Source organism: Sorangium sp. So ce887 (assembly GCF_051521455.1).
Classification (GTDB): Bacteria; Myxococcota_A; Polyangia; order Polyangiales; family Polyangiaceae; genus Sorangium.
Genome location: NZ_CP150354.1, coordinates 5,328,688 through 5,344,626, shown reverse-complemented (window position 1 = coordinate 5,344,626; position 15,939 = coordinate 5,328,688). Strand labels below are relative to the sequence as shown.

The 15,939-nt window shown below is 69.0% G+C and carries 15 protein-coding genes; 2 read left to right on the top strand and 13 right to left on the bottom strand.

Going from position 1 to position 15,939, the window contains the following annotated elements; translation table 11 throughout:
• Positions 1-18: 18 nt before the first annotated feature.
• The 6 genes from mtnP to WMF36_RS19890 all read right to left on the bottom strand — a co-directional run bounded on the left by mtnP (position 19) and on the right by WMF36_RS19890 (position 4,554).
• Positions 19-906: an S-methyl-5'-thioadenosine phosphorylase gene (gene mtnP, locus WMF36_RS19915; RefSeq protein ID WP_437581200.1), complete on the bottom strand. Its 888-nt coding sequence runs from the start codon at positions 904-906 to the stop codon at positions 19-21.
• Positions 903-1,541 (bottom strand): guanylate kinase, encoded by a 639-nt coding sequence (gene gmk / locus WMF36_RS19910; RefSeq protein ID WP_437493031.1) that lies wholly within the window; start codon positions 1,539-1,541, stop codon positions 903-905. Before gmk ends, mtnP begins: the two co-directional genes overlap by 4 nt.
• 9 nt (positions 1,542-1,550) lie before the next feature.
• On the bottom strand, positions 1,551-2,420 hold the full coding sequence (locus WMF36_RS19905; protein WP_437581940.1) for a YicC/YloC family endoribonuclease: 870 nt from the start codon (positions 2,418-2,420) through the stop codon (positions 1,551-1,553).
• A 26-nt stretch (positions 2,421-2,446) separates the two neighbouring features.
• A complete protein-coding gene (locus WMF36_RS19900; RefSeq protein WP_437581199.1) occupies positions 2,447-3,493 on the bottom strand; it encodes an SDR family oxidoreductase in 1,047 nt (348 codons plus the stop codon).
• Positions 3,494-3,515: 22 nt separating this feature from the next.
• Positions 3,516-3,833: a hypothetical protein gene (locus WMF36_RS19895; protein ID WP_436618698.1), complete on the bottom strand. Its 318-nt coding sequence runs from the start codon at positions 3,831-3,833 to the stop codon at positions 3,516-3,518.
• 208 nt (positions 3,834-4,041) lie between these two features.
• Complete coding sequence (locus tag WMF36_RS19890; protein ID WP_437493027.1) at positions 4,042-4,554, bottom strand: DUF507 family protein; 513 nt, start codon at positions 4,552-4,554, stop codon at positions 4,042-4,044.
• A 211-nt stretch (positions 4,555-4,765) separates the two neighbouring features.
• Here WMF36_RS19890 and WMF36_RS19885 point away from each other — a divergent pair, with 211 nt between their 5' ends.
• Positions 4,766-5,527, top strand: coding sequence for a Crp/Fnr family transcriptional regulator (locus WMF36_RS19885; RefSeq protein WP_437493026.1), 762 nt, complete (start codon positions 4,766-4,768; stop codon positions 5,525-5,527).
• A 406-nt stretch (positions 5,528-5,933) separates the two neighbouring features.
• Here the strand turns inward: WMF36_RS19885 and WMF36_RS19880 are convergent, their stop codons facing one another.
• From WMF36_RS19880 to WMF36_RS19855, 6 genes are all read right to left on the bottom strand, one after another.
• A complete protein-coding gene (locus WMF36_RS19880; RefSeq protein WP_437581198.1) occupies positions 5,934-7,025 on the bottom strand; it encodes a TIGR04552 family protein in 1,092 nt (363 codons plus the stop codon).
• A 93-nt stretch (positions 7,026-7,118) separates the two neighbouring features.
• Positions 7,119-7,298: a hypothetical protein gene (locus tag WMF36_RS19875; RefSeq protein WP_061607000.1), complete on the bottom strand. Its 180-nt coding sequence runs from the start codon at positions 7,296-7,298 to the stop codon at positions 7,119-7,121.
• A gap of 463 nt (positions 7,299-7,761) precedes the next feature.
• A complete protein-coding gene (locus tag WMF36_RS19870; protein WP_437581197.1) occupies positions 7,762-8,226 on the bottom strand; it encodes a hypothetical protein in 465 nt (154 codons plus the stop codon).
• A 6-nt stretch (positions 8,227-8,232) separates the two neighbouring features.
• Positions 8,233-8,676 (bottom strand): c-type cytochrome, encoded by a 444-nt coding sequence (locus WMF36_RS19865; protein ID WP_437581196.1) that lies wholly within the window; start codon positions 8,674-8,676, stop codon positions 8,233-8,235.
• Positions 8,677-8,883: 207 nt separating this feature from the next.
• On the bottom strand, positions 8,884-9,471 hold the full coding sequence (locus WMF36_RS19860; RefSeq protein ID WP_437581195.1) for an OmpA family protein: 588 nt from the start codon (positions 9,469-9,471) through the stop codon (positions 8,884-8,886).
• 502 nt (positions 9,472-9,973) lie between these two features.
• Positions 9,974-11,053, bottom strand: coding sequence for a hypothetical protein (locus tag WMF36_RS19855; RefSeq protein WP_437581194.1), 1,080 nt, complete (start codon positions 11,051-11,053; stop codon positions 9,974-9,976).
• 237 nt (positions 11,054-11,290) lie between these two features.
• Here WMF36_RS19855 and dnaE point away from each other — a divergent pair, with 237 nt between their 5' ends.
• The gene (dnaE, locus tag WMF36_RS19850; RefSeq protein ID WP_437581193.1) at positions 11,291-14,929 is read left to right on the top strand and encodes a DNA polymerase III subunit alpha; all 3,639 of its coding nucleotides are present in this window, start codon (positions 11,291-11,293) and stop codon (positions 14,927-14,929) included.
• On the opposite strand, the gene WMF36_RS19845 is transcribed toward dnaE, so the two are convergent.
• On the bottom strand, positions 14,922-15,923 hold the full coding sequence (locus WMF36_RS19845; protein WP_437581192.1) for an AAA family ATPase: 1,002 nt from the start codon (positions 15,921-15,923) through the stop codon (positions 14,922-14,924). The two genes, dnaE and WMF36_RS19845, sit on opposite strands and share 8 nt — an antisense overlap.
• Positions 15,924-15,939: the final 16 nt, after the last annotated feature.

Below are 15,939 nucleotides of genomic sequence, written 5' to 3'. Positions count from 1 at the left end.
TTCGCCGGGGAGCACCGCTCACTCCGCCTTCTGCCGAGGGCCGATGAGCCACTCGAGCCGCGCCTGTGCGTCGGGCGAGGTCGCGCCGGCCGAGGTCATGATGGATTTCTGCAGCACGTGGCGGGCCGGGCTCTGCGACACGTCGGGGAGGCTGTGGGCGAGGGCCTTCGCGACGTTCCGTGCATGCACGATGTTGCGGTTCAACACGGCGATGACCGCCTCGACGCTCACCGCCTCCTCGGTCACGCGCCAGCAGTCGAAGTCGGTCGTGAGCGCGAGCGTGGCGTAGGGGAGCTCTGCCTCGCGCGCGAGCTTCGCCTCGGGCAGGTTGGTCATCCCGATGACGTGCGCGCCAAAGGACCGGAACATGTGGCTCTCGGCCCGCGTCGAGAACTGCGGGCCCTCGATGCAGACGTAGGTGCCGCCGCGGTGGACGCGCGCGGCGGTGGAGCTCGCGGCGTCGTGGACGGCGCTCGCCATGAACGGGCACACCGGATCGGCGAACGGCACGTGGGCGACCACGCCGTCGTCGAAGAACGTCGAGGCCCGGCGCTTCGTGAAATCGATGAACTGGTCGACGACGACGAGGTCACCGGGCTCGATCTCCTCGCGCAGCGAGCCGACGGCGCTCACGCTGAGCACGTGCGTTGCGCCCAGCATCTTCAGCGCGCAGATGTTCGCGCGGTAGTTGATCGTCGAAGGGGAGAAGCGGTGTCCGCGCCCGTGGCGCGGCAGGAAGAGGACGGTCGCGTCGCCGCCCTTGACCTGGCCGCGGAGCACGACGTCGCTCGGCAGACCGAAAGGCGTGGACACCGAGACCTCCTCGACGTCCTCCAGCCACCCCATCTCGTAGAGCCCGCTGCCGCCGATGACGGCGAGCACGTCGTGCGTCGCGCTGGTGCTCATCGCTCGAACCTCCTCTCTGCGAGCAACCGCTCGCAGAGCGACGCGCGCCGCTGGCGGCGGCACCGCTCGGCGAAGACGAGCGACCTCAGCTGCTCGTACGCGCGGTTGATCTCGTCGTTCACGATCACGTAGTCGAAGAAGCCGTAGTGCTCGATCTCCCCCTTCGCGTTGCGGAGGCGCCGGAGCGTCGTCTGCTCGTCCTCGGTGCCGCGGCCGCGCAGGCGCCGCTCGAGCTCGGCGAGCGACGGGGGCAGGATGAACACGGCGACCGCCTCGGGAAGGCTCGCCTTGATCTGCCTCGCGCCCTGGTGGTCGATGTCGAAGAGGACGCCGCGCGCCGTGGCGCGGGCGATCTCGATCTCCTTCAGGCTCGTCCCGTAGAGGTGATCGTGCACGCGGGCCCACTCGGCGAACGCGCCGATGCGGATCATCTGCTCGAACGTGCTCGGGTCGACGAAATGGTACTCGCGGCCGTCGACCTCGTTCGGGCGCGGGCGCCGCGTCGTGTGAGAGACCGAGAAGCGCAGGTCGGGGAACTCGCTGCGCAGCCTCCCGCAGAGCGTCGTCTTCCCGGCGCCGGACGGGGACGACACGATGAGGAGGAGGAAGTCGTCACTGAGTGCTTCGGTCGACATGCTCTCCTGTCACTCGATGTTCTGGACCTGCTCCCGCAGGCGTTCGAGCTCCACCTTCATCGCCACGACGTGATGGGAGATGGCGGCGTCCTGCGCCTTGGAGCCCAGCGTGTTCGCCTCGCGTACCATCTCCTGAAGCAGGAAGTCGAGCCTCCTTCCGCAGGGGTCGCCGCCCGGCGCCGCGAGCGCGCCGCCGAACTGGTCGAGGTGGCTCCGGAGGCGGGTGACCTCCTCGGTGATGTCGCTGCGCTCGGCGAGCAACATCACCTCCGCCTCGATTCGCGTCGCCTCGAAGCCAGCCTCGACCCCGTGGAGCAGGCGCTCGACGCGCTCGCGCAGGCGCCGCCGGAGCGCCTCGCGCGCGTCGTCGGCGCGCGCTACGACCTCCGAGGCGAGCGCGCGGAGCGTCGCCACGCGCCCGCGCATGTCGCTGGCGAGCGCCTCGCCCTCGCGGTGACACATGCCCTCCATCGCGTCGATCGCGCGCTCGATCGCGACCTTGAGCGCGGCGCGGACGGCGGCGATCTCGTGGCCGCCGGCGGGCGCGAAGAGGTCCGGCACGGCGCAGAGCAGCGAGAGCGGCACGTCGGCGCCCGGCGCGAGCTCGTCGCGGAGCTCGGCGAGCGCGCGGAACGCCGCGCGCGCCTTCGACTTATCGAGCGTGCTCGGGGCCAGCACCGCCCCCTCGGTGCGCACGATGATCTCGATGCGGCCCCGGCGCAGCCGCTCGCGCGCCACCTGCTCGGCGAACATCGTCAGATCGACGAGCTCGCGCGGGAGCCGCGCGCGCACATCCAGGAAGCGCTGGTTCACCGAGCGGATCTCGGCGACGACGCGCCCTTCGGTGAGCGAAGCGTCACCGAGCCCGAAGCCGGTCATGCTCCGCACGAGCCGCCCCGCTCTACCTAGCTCGCCTGGGGCCCGGTGTCCGAGGCCGCCTGGGCCTTGGGCAGCGGAACCTTGCCACAGGTGACCGTGGCCGACGCGGCCGCGGGGCCCTTCTCACGGAGCGTCCGCAGGTACGTGACGGTGGGGGCGATGCCGTCCTCCCAGCGCACGCGGGGCTCGTACCCGATGAGCTCGGACGCGCGCGAGATGTCGGCGAGCGAGTGGCGGATGTCCCCCGCGCGGGCCGGGAGGTGCTCGATGGCGACGTCTCGCCCGAGGACCCGCGAGATCTCCTTGCAGAGCTCGTTCAGCCCGATCCTGCGGCCGCCGGCGATGTTGATGATCTCGCCCCTGAACTTCTTCGGCGACGTCGCGCCGAGCAGGTTCGCGGAGACGGTGTTCTCGATGAAGCAGAAGTCGCGCGTCTGCTCCCCGTCACCGAAGATCGGGATCGGCCGGTTCTGCAAGGCGGCGTCGACGAACCGCGGGATCGCCGCGGCGTAGGCGCCGTCCGGCGTCTGGTTCGGCCCGAAGACGTTGAAGTAGCGCAGGCTCAGGGTCTCCAGGCCGTAGATGCCCGCGAAGACCTTCATGTAGTGCTCGCAGGCGAGCTTCGTGACCGCGTACGGCGACAGCGGCATCGGCTCCATGCCCTCGTGCTTCGGGAGGACGGGCGTCTCGCCGTACGCGCTGGAGGACGCGGCGAAGATCACGCGGCGCACGCCCTGCCGGCGCGCGACGTCGAGCACCGTGACCGTGCCGCCGACGTTGACGGCGTTCGACTCGACCGGCGTCTCTACGCTGCGCGGGACCGAGCCGAGCGCGGCCTGGTGGAGGATGACCTCGACCCCCTTCGCCGCCGCCGCGACCGCCGCCGCCTCCCGGATGTCCCCGGTGATGCGCTCGATCAGCGACTGGTGCGGGAGCCCGTCGAGGTTCTCCCACCGGCCCGTCGCGAGGTTATCGAGGACGCGGACCCGCTCCCCGGCGGCGGTCAGCGCCGCGACGAGGTTGCTTCCGATGAATCCGGCACCGCCGGTGACCAAGTAGCGAGGCGTGGACATGTGCGTGCTCCCCAGCGGGCGCCTACTTCTTCTTGAAAAGGTTGTCGAGCTTGGAGCGCGAATCCGCGATGCGCTTCGAGTTATCTTCCGGTACGCCGTTCTTGAACGTGAAGAAAGTACAATAGTTCGCGCTTTCCCGATCCGGGATGTACTCGGCGATGTGCTCTTTGCACTGGTTATGCGCAGCCGGGTCCCAGTTCTCGCAGTTCTTGCAGCAGTGGAGGTCGACACCGCAATGGGGGCAGGTGTCCGCGCGCTGGAGCTTCACCTCGAAGATGAGCTCGTTCTTGCATTTATGACAGAAGTGCCGCTTCGCCTCGACCTTGGGAATCCAGCTCATGATGTCCTCCGGTACCACGACGGAGCCCGATCTGGCAGGCGGAACGTTCCACACGGGGAATGGTCGCAGGCAGTGCGCTCCTGTCCTACAGAAGCATTCCTGTGGAACGGGCGCCGCGGCGCGGTTCGGGCAAGGTCTCGCTGGATCCGACGGACGCCAGGGGCGGCCTGCTCGCCCTGCGGCGAGTTCGTCCGCCTGGCGCCGGCGGCTACAGCAGCCCCTTGCGGCGCTGGATCTCGCCCATGACCCGCTGGTACTCGACCTCCCAGGTGCGGGAGCCTTCCTGCACGTGGCGGAGCTTGCCGCGCACCTCGGTGTCGAGCGCCTCGTCCATCTCGAGGTACTTCCGCAGGATGGGCCTCATCCGGCGCCGCAGGTCGTGGTCCTCGACGAACACCTCTCCGACGTTGTTCGAGTGCATCAGCATCTCGAGCAGCTGGTCGAGGAGATAATCCATCGTTTCCTCGCCGATCTTGATCCCCTTCTGCTCTGCGGCCAGGCGCTTGACCCGGTTGAACTCGCCCTGGGGCAGCCCGCGTGCCTGAAGGATCTCTTTCGCCCGCTCGGTCGCTTCCCGCTCGGCGTGCAGGTAGCTCGTGAACACCGACTCGACGTCGAGCGCGACCTCTTTTTTCGACTCGACTTCGATGTCACGGTTGTCCACGAGCGCGCGGACGATTTCTTCTGTGAGAGGAGTAATTTTGCCGCTAAAGAGGCGCATCCAACGTCCGTAGCTGGAGGAGCGGTCGAACTGGCTCCCCCGTGCAGGGGTTCATTCACGGGGCGTGCCCGGCTCAAACCGAAAGGTACGGGCCGCGTCTCCGAGATGTCAACGCAAGTGGGAGGTTCCGGCACAAGTCGGTGCCCCCCGGCCGGCGGGGCCCTCAGGGAACAGCAGGACCGCGACACCGCAAACCGCAGGAGCAGCCGCGATGATGATGGGTAAGGATGCGATGGCACGGAGCGTCAGGGTCCAGCCTGGCGCACTCGGGAACGACGGTGGACTCGACCTAGACTCGCGCAAGCGACGGGTTGTCCGGCGTGGGGCGATCGGCAATGCGGCATCCCCGGCCACGCAGGCGGCGCTGGCCGACGGGGGGACGATTCAACGCGTCGCGAAAGGGCGTCACCTCGTGACGCAGGGCGACGCATCGACCGCCCTCGCGATGCTCAGCCTCGGCCGGGTCCGGCTGGTGCGAGGGATGAGCGACGGGCGCAGCCTGTCGCTCGGTTACAGAGGGGCCGGCGACGTGCTCGGCGAGGCCGCGCTCGGGGGCGTCACGGCCCACCGGGAGAGCGCGATCGCCACCGAGGACGTCGAGGCGCTCATCATCCCCCTGACGACGGTGCGCAACCTGATGGCGAGCGACGCCAACTTCGCCGCCGCGATCGTGACCACGCTGGTCGAGCGCCACACGGACACCGAGGAGCGCCTGGCCTCGATGCTCTTCCGCAATGTGGAGGCCCGCCTCTGTGAGTTCCTGCTCAAGGCCGCCACGCGCTGGGGCATCCCCGATCCGCGCGGGGTGCTCATCTCCGCGCCATTCACCCATCAGGAGATGGCGAGCATGATCGGCTCCACGCGCGAGACCGTCACGCTCACCCTCGGCGATCTCCGCCGCAAGGGGGTGATCGAGATCGATCGCCGCCGGATCGTCGTCCTCGATCGAGATGCGCTGAAGGGCCGCATCTGAGCTCGCTCGCACGGCGGCGTCGCTGAGGGACTGCGCGTCTCCTCCACGCACGCCCGTCACTGCCCTGGCTGCTCGCTCGGCGGCTCCTGCTTCGATAGCCCGACTGCTCCCGGCCTCCCGGCGGCGTCCGCCCCCTGCTCCAAGCGCTGCTTCCTCCAGGGACCCCCCATCCAGAGATCCTGCGGACCTCTCCCAGCTCCCCGCTGGGCTCTCGCAGCTCCATCCCGCGCCACGTGCCGCGACGACGTCGCGGCCACGCCTGCGGCTAGCGCCTCGCGCGATCGGCTCCGCGTACGATCGCGCCTCGCGCGATCGGCGCATGGTGCGATCCGCGCGCCGTTGCGCACCGCGCGCGCCGATGGCCCCGTCGATCCGGAGCGTGATCCGCGCCCGCGCTGCGGCGCGCCTAGCGGTCGCGCTTGGGTCCGCCGCTCACCGGGTCGCGGGTGGAGCGCACGCCGAGCTTGAGCCTGCGCATGACCGCGTGCTTCTGCCGTTCTTTGTACCTGGCGTGGCTCGCCTCGCCGATCTCGTTCGCCGCCTCGGTCTCGCGGTCGATCAGCTGGAACTCGCAGAGGACGAAGATGATCGGCCCGAGCGCCCAGGCCGCGGGCGGCGCCATGTCGAGGATCTCGGCGGGGAGGCGCACCGGCAGATCGACGACGAAGTGGATCACGCGGTAGCTCCGATCGCTGAAGCTGTTGTCGCCTGCTGTCAGCCCGTCGTCGACGTCCGTCTGCAGCCCCTCGAGCATCGGCTGGAGGAACGGCCGCGCCTCGCAGTAGCTCCGGAACCGCAGGATCGTGTTCGTGCTCTCGCCGGGCACGACGTAGTTGAACGGGAACAGGCGCTCGGAGAGGTAGAGGAGGACGGGCAGCAGATCGTCCACGGTGCGGCAGACGATGCGGAAGCGGAGCTTGTCGTAGATGGCCGCCGCGGTCGTGTCCGTCTTTGACAGCAGCTTCGTGTAGAGCGAGTCCTTGTTCTTCCGCCCGCCGATGAACTCGGTGATGGGGAAGCCCGCCGCGAGCATGCCGCCGATCACCCGGTACACCTTCTCCTCGACGAGGTGGAAGACGTCCTGGTCCGACATCGGGATCGAGAAGAGGAGCTCGCGCCCGGCCAGGTGATGGATGATGTGCATCGCCTTGAGGATCGTGCAGGCGCAGAGCTGGCGGTGACCCTTGCCCGAGGCGAGCATCAGGATCTCCTCCACCGACGCACGCGCGACAGGGCTCGGGATCGGGAACTCGAAGTGGCGGCGCAGGTACGCGATCGCCTCGTTCTTGACGCTCTCGAGGTGGGCGCGATCCCCCGGCTCGTCGGAGCGGAATTCCTGCGCGAGCAGGAGATCGCGCGCGTCCTGCTCGCTCTGAAGGTTGAGCCTCCGCCAGTCGATGACCGATTCGCCGCGCAGGATGAGGTGCACGGACTCCAGGTCCATGAGCGTGAACTCTTCAAGCCGCTTGAGCCGGCCGACGGAGGCGTCGTGCGTCATGACCTCACGCCCCCCGAGCGTAAGCGCCGGCGCGGTCGAGCGCTCGGGAAAGCGTCGCGTCGACGTGCGGCAGGTGGCAGTTGGGCGAGAAAGTCAGGAGACAGGGGCGTTCGGCGGGGCAGGGCGAGAGCTCGGAGTACGGCCGAGCGAAAGGGTCCCCAGGAAGATGCCGATCGTCAATGCCACGACGGTGGCGTGGCCGAGGTACGCGCCACTGCAACCAATGGCGGCGAACGGGGCGAGCGCAGCCAGATACCACGGGGTGATCCTCATCGGTTCTCCTTCTCCGCCTCCAGCGGCACTGTAAAGGCCGCATGGTCGCTCGCTCCGGGAGGGCACCACGATGCTTCACGGTTGTCCCGGTCAGAGCGTGTAAGTGGTTGTAGGATAAGGTGCCACGCCCTGCTGCTGCGGGCCAAGAAGTAGCGGTTCCGGGGTGAACGCATCAAGGGAATTCGTTCTCATATTCCATTCCCATCCGAACCGCCGCCACGGCTTACGCGAAAAACTGAACAGAAACAAATGTTTGTCGCAGAAGTTGAAGCTTTTGCATCAAGAGCTGCGCGCGGCCCGCTGGACGCGAAGTGGCGCCTCAGGGACACGCTTCCAACTCACGGCAGTGCCTGGCTTGTCAGTTTCCTGGAGTCAACGGTCTCCTGCACCCGCCGACAGCGGCCGGCGAGGGAGCGGATCGCCGGTCCTCCGGAGGCTGTCGCGCGCTTCAGGAGGGCGCTGTTCAGTGCACGAAGAGCGTGATCCGGGAGGTGTCCGCCAACGTGACGGTCCGGCTCACGACGTCGTGCCCGCGCTTCCGGCCGACGGCGATCTCGACATGGTAGAGGCCGTCCGGAAGCGACACCTTGGTGAGGACCGTTCTCGGCGCCGTCCCCTCGGCGAACTGCCACGAACTGTCGATGATCGGCGCGGCGTCGGTCGCAGGCTGATCCGAAGAAGGATCCGTCCAGGTCACCGCGAGCCGCACGACCGTCGCCGCGTCGTCCAGCCGCAGCTCGACCTCGCGTTCCTCGGGTAGGTTCTTGAAAAGGACGCTCCCCGCGAACAGCGCACCCAGGACAAGGATTGCCGGAGCGAGCCGCCGGACCCAGGGCGGACGCCCCTCCGGCGCGTCCGACCGTTCTTCCCGTGCGTCCGGTCGTTCTTCCGGCGCCTGATCGAGATCCTCCTGCGAGGTCGAGCTCATCGGGGTTCAGCGCACTTTGCCGGTGCGGATCCGCTTCACCAGGCCGTCGATCACCTGCTGCGGCAGGTCGAAGGCGGGCATCTTGTTCTTGCCCTTCCGGATCACCTCGGCCACCTGGACGTCGGTCACCCGCTCCTGCCATGCCGCGTCGGTGAGGTCCGGAGCGCGGACCATCGGACCTTGCGGGCCATCGCCGCGGCCGGCCCTGCCGTGACAGCTGGAGCAGTTCCGCTGCCAGGCGAGCTCGATCAGCCCCGGGTCGGTCTCGTTCGAGGCGACCGGCCGCGCGGCGACCTTGCCGCCCTGCCCCTCGTTGGGGCTCGGCGGATCGTGATCGGCCGGCGTCCACTCGCGGACGTCGCCCGTCCCGGGGTCGCAGCCGAAGAGGCCGAGCGAAAGGACGGCCGTGAAGAGGAGGCGGCCCAGGGGCTTGTCGTGGCGTCTCCGCATGTCGTGGAGGAGTACGGATAGTGAAGATGGTGGGGGAGGCAAGCAAAGAAGGACAACAAGACGACGTCCGCCGCCGGCGCGCCCGGAGGGACGCGGCGCGGCGGCGAGCGGGGCTCCGCCGTCAGCTGTCAGCCCGCCGAGCGCACCTCGGACGTGCGCCGCGGGGAGCGCGGCGCGCCATCCGGAGCGCGCCCGGGCGGAGCGCCATCACTTGCAGGCATCGCCGGCGACCTTGCCGCCGCCGTCCACGGGCTGCTTGTCGACCGCCTTGCCCTCGAGGGCCGCGATGAAGAACCCGGTGCGGCGGTTCTGGGCCTTGCCGTCGGGCGTGTTGTTGTCGGCGACCGGCTTGCTCTCGCCGAAGCCGACGGCGATGAAGCGCTTGCAGTCGTGGCCCTTCGCGACGAGCCAGCGGGCGACCGACATCGAGCGCTTCTCGGACAGCGTCTGGTTCGCGGCGTCCTCGCCGTCGGAGTCGGTGTGGCCCTCGACGCGGAGCAGGGTGACGTCCTTCCGCTGCTTCAGGAAGTCGTCGACGATGCTGAGGACCTCGTCGCTCTCGGGCAGGAGCTTGTCGCTGTTCGTCTCGAAGACCACCGGGCCGGGCAGCTCGACCTGGTTGCCCTTGAGCTTGAAGGTCATCTTGAAGCGCGGGCGGGGCTTCTTCTCCTCCTTCGGCTCGGGCGCCGGCTCCGGCGGGGGCGGGGGCGGGGGCTCGGCCACCGGCTCCTTGCCGGTGTTGAACGAGGCGCTGGCCGTGCAACCCGCCGTCGCGGCGGCGGTACCAACCATCATCACGGCGCACAGAACGGAAGCGACGTATCTACGCATGGGACGTTGTTCTCCTCTGAGGGACACGAGCCAGAGCTCGCGTCGGCAACCCGCCGGGCTGACGCCCTGGGACGGCAGCTCGCCATGAATCTTCACTGCCATCGGGTATTTGCGTGGTGGACGCATCGAAGCGATGCCGACTTCTAGCGAAAAGTCGGGACAAACGAAACCAGGAAGAGGGCGCCTCTCGGACCCCCACAAGCGGGCGGACCGAGAGAGCACGCCGCCGAGGTCTCCCTCGCCTGAGCGCGCACCCTGGACGGGCGGGGTCGCTTCTAGAGACGCTCGCGGGGCGCGCGACGGCTCAACGGCGAGCACGATCTTCGCGCAGGGCGCGGTCAGGCTGAGCTGGCTGCACGTCGCAGGCTGTGTGGAGCTCTGGCCAGAGGGCACCCGGGAGGCGCCCGCGGAGCCCTGAACGAGGGCTCGCCGCGATGGCCGCAGACGGAGGGGAGTCGCGCGGCGCTCAGCCTTCGTCCGCGGGAGCCGTCCCGCACGGCGCGCCGGTCGTCTCGGCCGGGGGGGCGATCTCGCCCAGCTGGACCTCCTTCGCCGTGAACCCGATGCCGATGGAGATGGCATCGCAGTCCTGGCTCGGGTCCTGGCTACCATCCTTCATGATGTCCGAGGCGCGACGGACCGAGTCGAGGATCGCCTCCAGCGCGGTGCCCTCGCAGACGCCCGGCTGGACAGCGCCGATAACGCTGCGCAGCTCCTCGACGAGGACAGCCGTCTCGAGCACGCCCGCGAGGGTGCCTTTGATCACCGAATTGTGATCTGGCGCGAGGTCCATCGCGATCCTCAGGTTGCGGATCGTGAGGCCGATGGTGGTCCCCGAGATCGTCAGGTTCAGCTTGAAGGCGACCTGCGACTCCGGGCCCGAAACCCACGTGTCGTCGACGACGTAGCTCTTCGGGAACACGATCTTGGCGCTCTCGACGTCCTGAGCGTCATCGAGCAGCTCCGGAACGACGGGCCACGCATCGCTGCCATCCCAGGCGGGCGCCGCGCCCAGCGTGGCGCCGCCGTAGAGCTTCGCGGTGAGCGGGTTGTAGGACGACTGCGCGCCGAGCCCGTCGACCTTCAGGATCACCGTGAAATCACCGTTGGCGATGGCGTCGGTGACCCTCGTCGAGGGGTCGCTCAGGAGAGTCCCAATGAGGCCGACGAGCTTGCTTCCGAAGGCGTTGTCGATCCCGTCGAGCCCGTCCGGATAGACCTCGGAAGGGGGGGCATCGTCGACCGGCCGGCACAGGTCCTCCGAGATGGTGTTGGACACCTTGCCGTCGATGTTGAAGCCGTACTGCTTCCAGCTGCCAGCCGTCTTCTTCCCGTCGCGATCGGTGTCGCCGAGGAAGAGGCGGTCGATCGCGAATGCGACCCCCGCGCCGTCGCCGGCCTGCGCCGGGCCCGGCGCAGGGGGCTGGCCGAGGTCGACGTCCTGGTCTTGTTCGGCAGGCGGCGCCGCAGGATCGGAGCCACAACCGGCCACGGACAGGAGCGCCGTCGCCAAATAGACCGCGACGGCGATACGGGAATGACGCATCATCGACCTCACTTTCTGGAAACCCCACCCCAAATCAGGCAAGTGCTCTACAAACGGGCGCATAGGCTAGCGCCGGCTCGCGCGCCTCATCAAGGGCGATCCCCGCTGCGCAATGCGCTATATGTGAGCTCGCCGGCAAGCGACGGTTGGTCGTCCAATTGCCTTCAGATTCCGTTCTCCATGATTCCCTGTCTTTCCCGACTCGCACGACGATGAGAAGCCACCTGGAAGCCCGCTGTGACCGCTGAGTTCATCCACCTCCACGTGCATTCGCAGTACTCGCTCCTCGACGGCGCGCTGCGCATCAAGGACCTGGCCGCGCGCGCCAAGTCGCTGGGAATGCGCGCCGTCGCCCTGACGGACCACGGGAACATGTTCGGGGCGATTCAGCACTACAAGGCCTGCAAGGAGCAGGGAATCGGCGCGATCATCGGCTGCGAGGTGAACGTGGCGCGCAGCTGGGGCGCGGCCGCGGGGCAGGTGTCGCGCTCGGGCGTGGACGAGACGCCCGTCGATCACCTCGTGCTGCTCGCGGCGTCCGAGGAGGGCTACAAGAACCTCGTCCGCATCGTGTCCAAGGGGCACGTCGATCCCGCGAGCGGGCTCGCGCCGAGCGTGCGGCTCGACATGGTGGCGCAGCACAGCGCGGGGCTCATCGGCCTGACCGGCTGCATGGGCGGCGTGGTCGCCCAGCGGATCCTGGAGCAGGGCGAGGAGGAGGGGCGCGAGGCGCTCAGCCGGCTCCGGGACTGCTTCGAGCCGGGGAGCCTCTACGTCGAGCTGCAGGACCACGGGCTCGTCGAGCAGTCCGTGCTCAACGGCATCCTGGCGCGCGCGGCGGGCCATCTGGGACTGCCGCTCGTCGCGACGAACGACGCCCACTTCGGCGCTCGCGAGGACGGCGAGGGGCAGCTCTACCTGTCGTGCATCGCGGCGAACCGCACGTTCGCCGAGGCGAGCGACGCGCACCACGGCAGCTTCGAGATGTTCCTCAAGCCCGCCGACGAGATGATGCACCTCTTCCGCGACTACCCGGAGGCGGTCCGCTCGACGCTCGAGATCGCCGAGCGGTGCTCGGCGCTCAAGCTCAAGCTCGGCAAACCGATGCTGCCGACGTTCCCGCTGCCGAGCGGGTTCGCCGACACGGGGTCGTACTTCCGGCACGTGGCGCACGAGGGGCTCACGAAGCGGCTCGCCCAGATCGCGCGCTCGGGCCGGAAGGTGGACGAGGCCGTCTACCGGACGCGGCTCGACATCGAGCTCGACGTCATCGTGCAGATGGATTTCCCGGGCTACTTCCTCATCGTCTGGGACTTCATCAAGTACGCCAAGGACCACGGCATCCCGGTCGGGCCGGGCCGCGGGTCGGGCGCGGGCTCGCTCGTGGCCTATGCCATGGAGATCACCGATCTCGATCCGCTCCCGTACAACCTGCTGTTCGAGCGCTTCCTGAATCCGGAGCGCGTCAGCATGCCCGACTTCGACGTCGACTTCTGCATGGACCGGCGCGACGAGGTCATCTCGTACGTTACAAAGAAGTACAGCAAGGAGGCCGACAAGCCGTCCGTCGGGCAGATCGCGACGTTCCACGAGCTCAAGGCGCGGAGCGTGATCAAGGACGTCGCCCGGGCGATGGCGTTCCCGGCGATCGAGGCGCAGAAGATCGCGAGCCTCATCCCGCAGAAGTCGCCGGGGATCATGTACACGATCCCCGAGGCGCTCGAGATCGAGCCGAAGCTCAAGGCGCTCAGGGAGAGCGACCCCACGGTCGCGGAGCTCCTGAAGCAGGCGCAGAAGCTCGAGGGCCTGACGCGGCACGCGGGCATGCACGCCGCCGGCGTCGTGATCAGCGAGGGGCCGCTCTGGGACCACGTCCCGTGCTTCAAGAACGGCGAGCAGCTCGTCACCCAGTACTACAAGGACGACGCCGAGCTGGCCGGGCTCGTCAAGTTCGACTTCCTCGGGCTGAAGACGCTCACCGTCATCGACATCGCCGTGCGGCTCGTGAACGCGCGGCCGGACGTCGCCGCGAGGGAGGGCGCGCGGTTCGACGTGAGCGCGGTGCCGCTCGACGACACCGCCACCTACGCGCTCCTCCAGTCGGGCGAGACCACCGGGGTCTTCCAGCTCGAGTCGAGCGGCATGCAGCAGCTCTTCAAGGACCTGAAGCCGGACGCCTTCGAGGACATCGTCGCCGCCGTGGCGCTCTACCGGCCCGGGCCGCTCGGCACCGGCATGGTGAAGGACTTCGTCGACTGCAAGCACGGCCGCAAGCCGATCGAGAAGATGCACGCGCTCGTCGACGAGCTCCTCAAGCCGACCTACGGCGTCATCGTCTATCAGGAGCAGGTCATGCAGATCGCGCAGCAGCTCGCGGGCTACACGCTCGGCGGCGCCGATCTGCTCCGGCGCGCCATGGGCAAGAAGAAGCCCGAGGAGATGGCGAAGCAGAAGGCGACGTTCGTCGACGGCGCGCTCAACAACGGGGTGAAGGCGGAGGACGCCGAGCGCATCTTCGGGCTCCTCGAGTACTTCGCGGGCTACGGCTTCAACAAAAGCCACTCGGCCGCGTACGCGCTGCTCACCTACCAGACGGCCTACCTGAAGGCGCACTACCCGGTCGAGTTCCTCTGCGCGCTGATGACCGCCGACCGCGACAAGATCGAGAAGGTCGTGCGGATCATCGCGGAGGGGCGCGCGTGGGGGGTCGATATCCTGCCGCCCGAGATCAACGAGTCGAAGATGGACTTCACCGTCGTCTACAGCGCAACGCCGGGGACGAGCGGCAAGCGCGTGACCGGCACCCGGCGCGGAGGCTCGCGGGTGAAGGATCCGTACGACCCGAAGATCCGCTTCGGAATGGGAGCGATCCGCGGCGTCGGCGAGTCGGCGCTCGAGGCGATCCTCGAGGCGCGGGAGGCGGGCGGCGCGTTCTCGGATCTGTTCGACTTTGCCGAGCGCGTCGATCCGCGGCGGGTCAACAAGGGGGTGTTCGAGGCGCTCGTGCAGTGCGGCGCGTTCGACGCGAGCCTCCAGGCGCGGGGCATCTCACGGGCGCGGGCGTTCGCCGGCATCGACAGGGCGCTGGAGCGCTCGCGCTCCGCGAGCAAGGAGCGGAACAGCGCGCAGATCGGCCTGTTCGCGGCGGTCGCGTCCAAGAGCGACGTGAGGCTGGACGACTACCCGATGGCCGAGGACTGGGATCTGCGCGAGACGCTCTCGCGCGAGAAGCAGTCGCTCGGTTTCTACGTCTCGGGGCACCCGCTCGATCGATACGGCGTGGATCTGAACCGCTTCGACGTGACCGCGGTGAGCGCGCTGGCCGGCATGGATCCCTGGTCCAGGGTGCGCGTCGGCGGGATGGTCGAGGGCTATCGCGAGCGCATCTTCAAGGGGGGCGGCGGCAAGATCGCGTTCTTCGTGCTCGAGGACACCGCGGGCCGGGTCGAGGTCAAGGTGCGCGAGAAGCAGATCGAGGCCTACGGTGAGCTCCTGAACCGGGGAGAGCCGGTCTTGATCTCGGGGAAGGTCAGCTTCCCCATGGTGGAGGAGGGCGCCGAGGAGACCGAGTCCGCGCCGCGCGAGCCGACCCTCCTGCTCGACGAGGTGCAGCCGCTCTCCGACGCGATCCTCGCGCAGACGCGGAGCGTGGCGATCACGCTGAAGTCGCGCAGCGCGAGGCGCGAGCACATCGATCGGCTCGGGGCGCTCCTGCGGGCGAGCCCGGGCGTGTGCCCGGTGCAGCTCGTGATCCAGCTCGACGACGGGGCGGAGGCGGTGCTGTCGCTGGGGCGCGATCTCCGCGTCGAGCCGAACGACGCCATGCTCGGGCGGCTCGAGAAGCTGTTCGGCGAGAAGGTGGCCGAGCTCAGGTAGGCGGCTCGCCCGCGCCCGCGTGCTCGGCCGCCCTCACGAGGGCACCGAGCTTCGCCTCGGCGTCGCCGCGGTCGCTCTGGTGCTTGAGCAGGACGCCGAGCGTGTCGCGGGCGACCTCCTGGGTGATCGCGCGCTTGCCGAGCAGGAGCAGCGCGCGGGTCCAGTCGATCGTCTCGCTGATGGCGGGGGACTTCCGCAGATCCATGGCCCGCAAGGCGCCGACGAACGCGACGATCTGCGCGGCGAGGCGGGATTCGATCCCCGGGATGGCGACCTTCAGGATGGCGACCTCGCGCGACGGCGGCGGGTAGTCCAGGAACGCGTGCAGGCAGCGGCGGCGCAGGGCCTCGGTCATCTCGCGCGTCGCGTTCGTCGTGAGCAGGACGAGCGGCGGGCGCGCGGCGCGGATCGTGCCGAGCTCGGGGATCGTGACCTGCATGTCGGAGAGCACCTCCAGCATGAACGCCTCGAACTCCGGGTCTGCGCGGTCGACCTCGTCGATGAGGAGGACGACGGGAGCGGGGCTCCGCAGCGCCGCGAGGAGCGGGCGCGCGATCAGGAAGTGCTCGCTGAAGAACGACGCCTCGCTCCCCGCGATCGCGCGCGCGGCGGCGGCGAGGCTCGTCGCGCCGACGATCTCCTTCGCGACCGCGTCGCGCAGGAGCTGCGTGTAGAGCATCTGCTTCGCGTAGTCCCACTCGTACAGCGCCTTCGCCTCGTCGAGGCCCTCGTAGCACTGGAGCCGGATGAGCCCGCGGCCGAGCGCCTCGGCCGCGGCGCGGGCGAGATCGGTCTTGCCGACGCCCGCCGGTCCTTCAAGCAGCAGCGGCCGCTCCATCCGGAGGGCAAGCCAGAGCGCGAGCGAGGTCGCCGGATCGGAGATGTAGCGGGCCGCCGAGAGGCGCGCGTCGAGCGCGTCCGCGGTGGCCGGGGTGTCGTCGCGGGCGCTCGGATCGCCGGGCGCGCCGTCGTCGTGATCCGGGGGGGGCGTCACGGCGGGACGGTAGCAC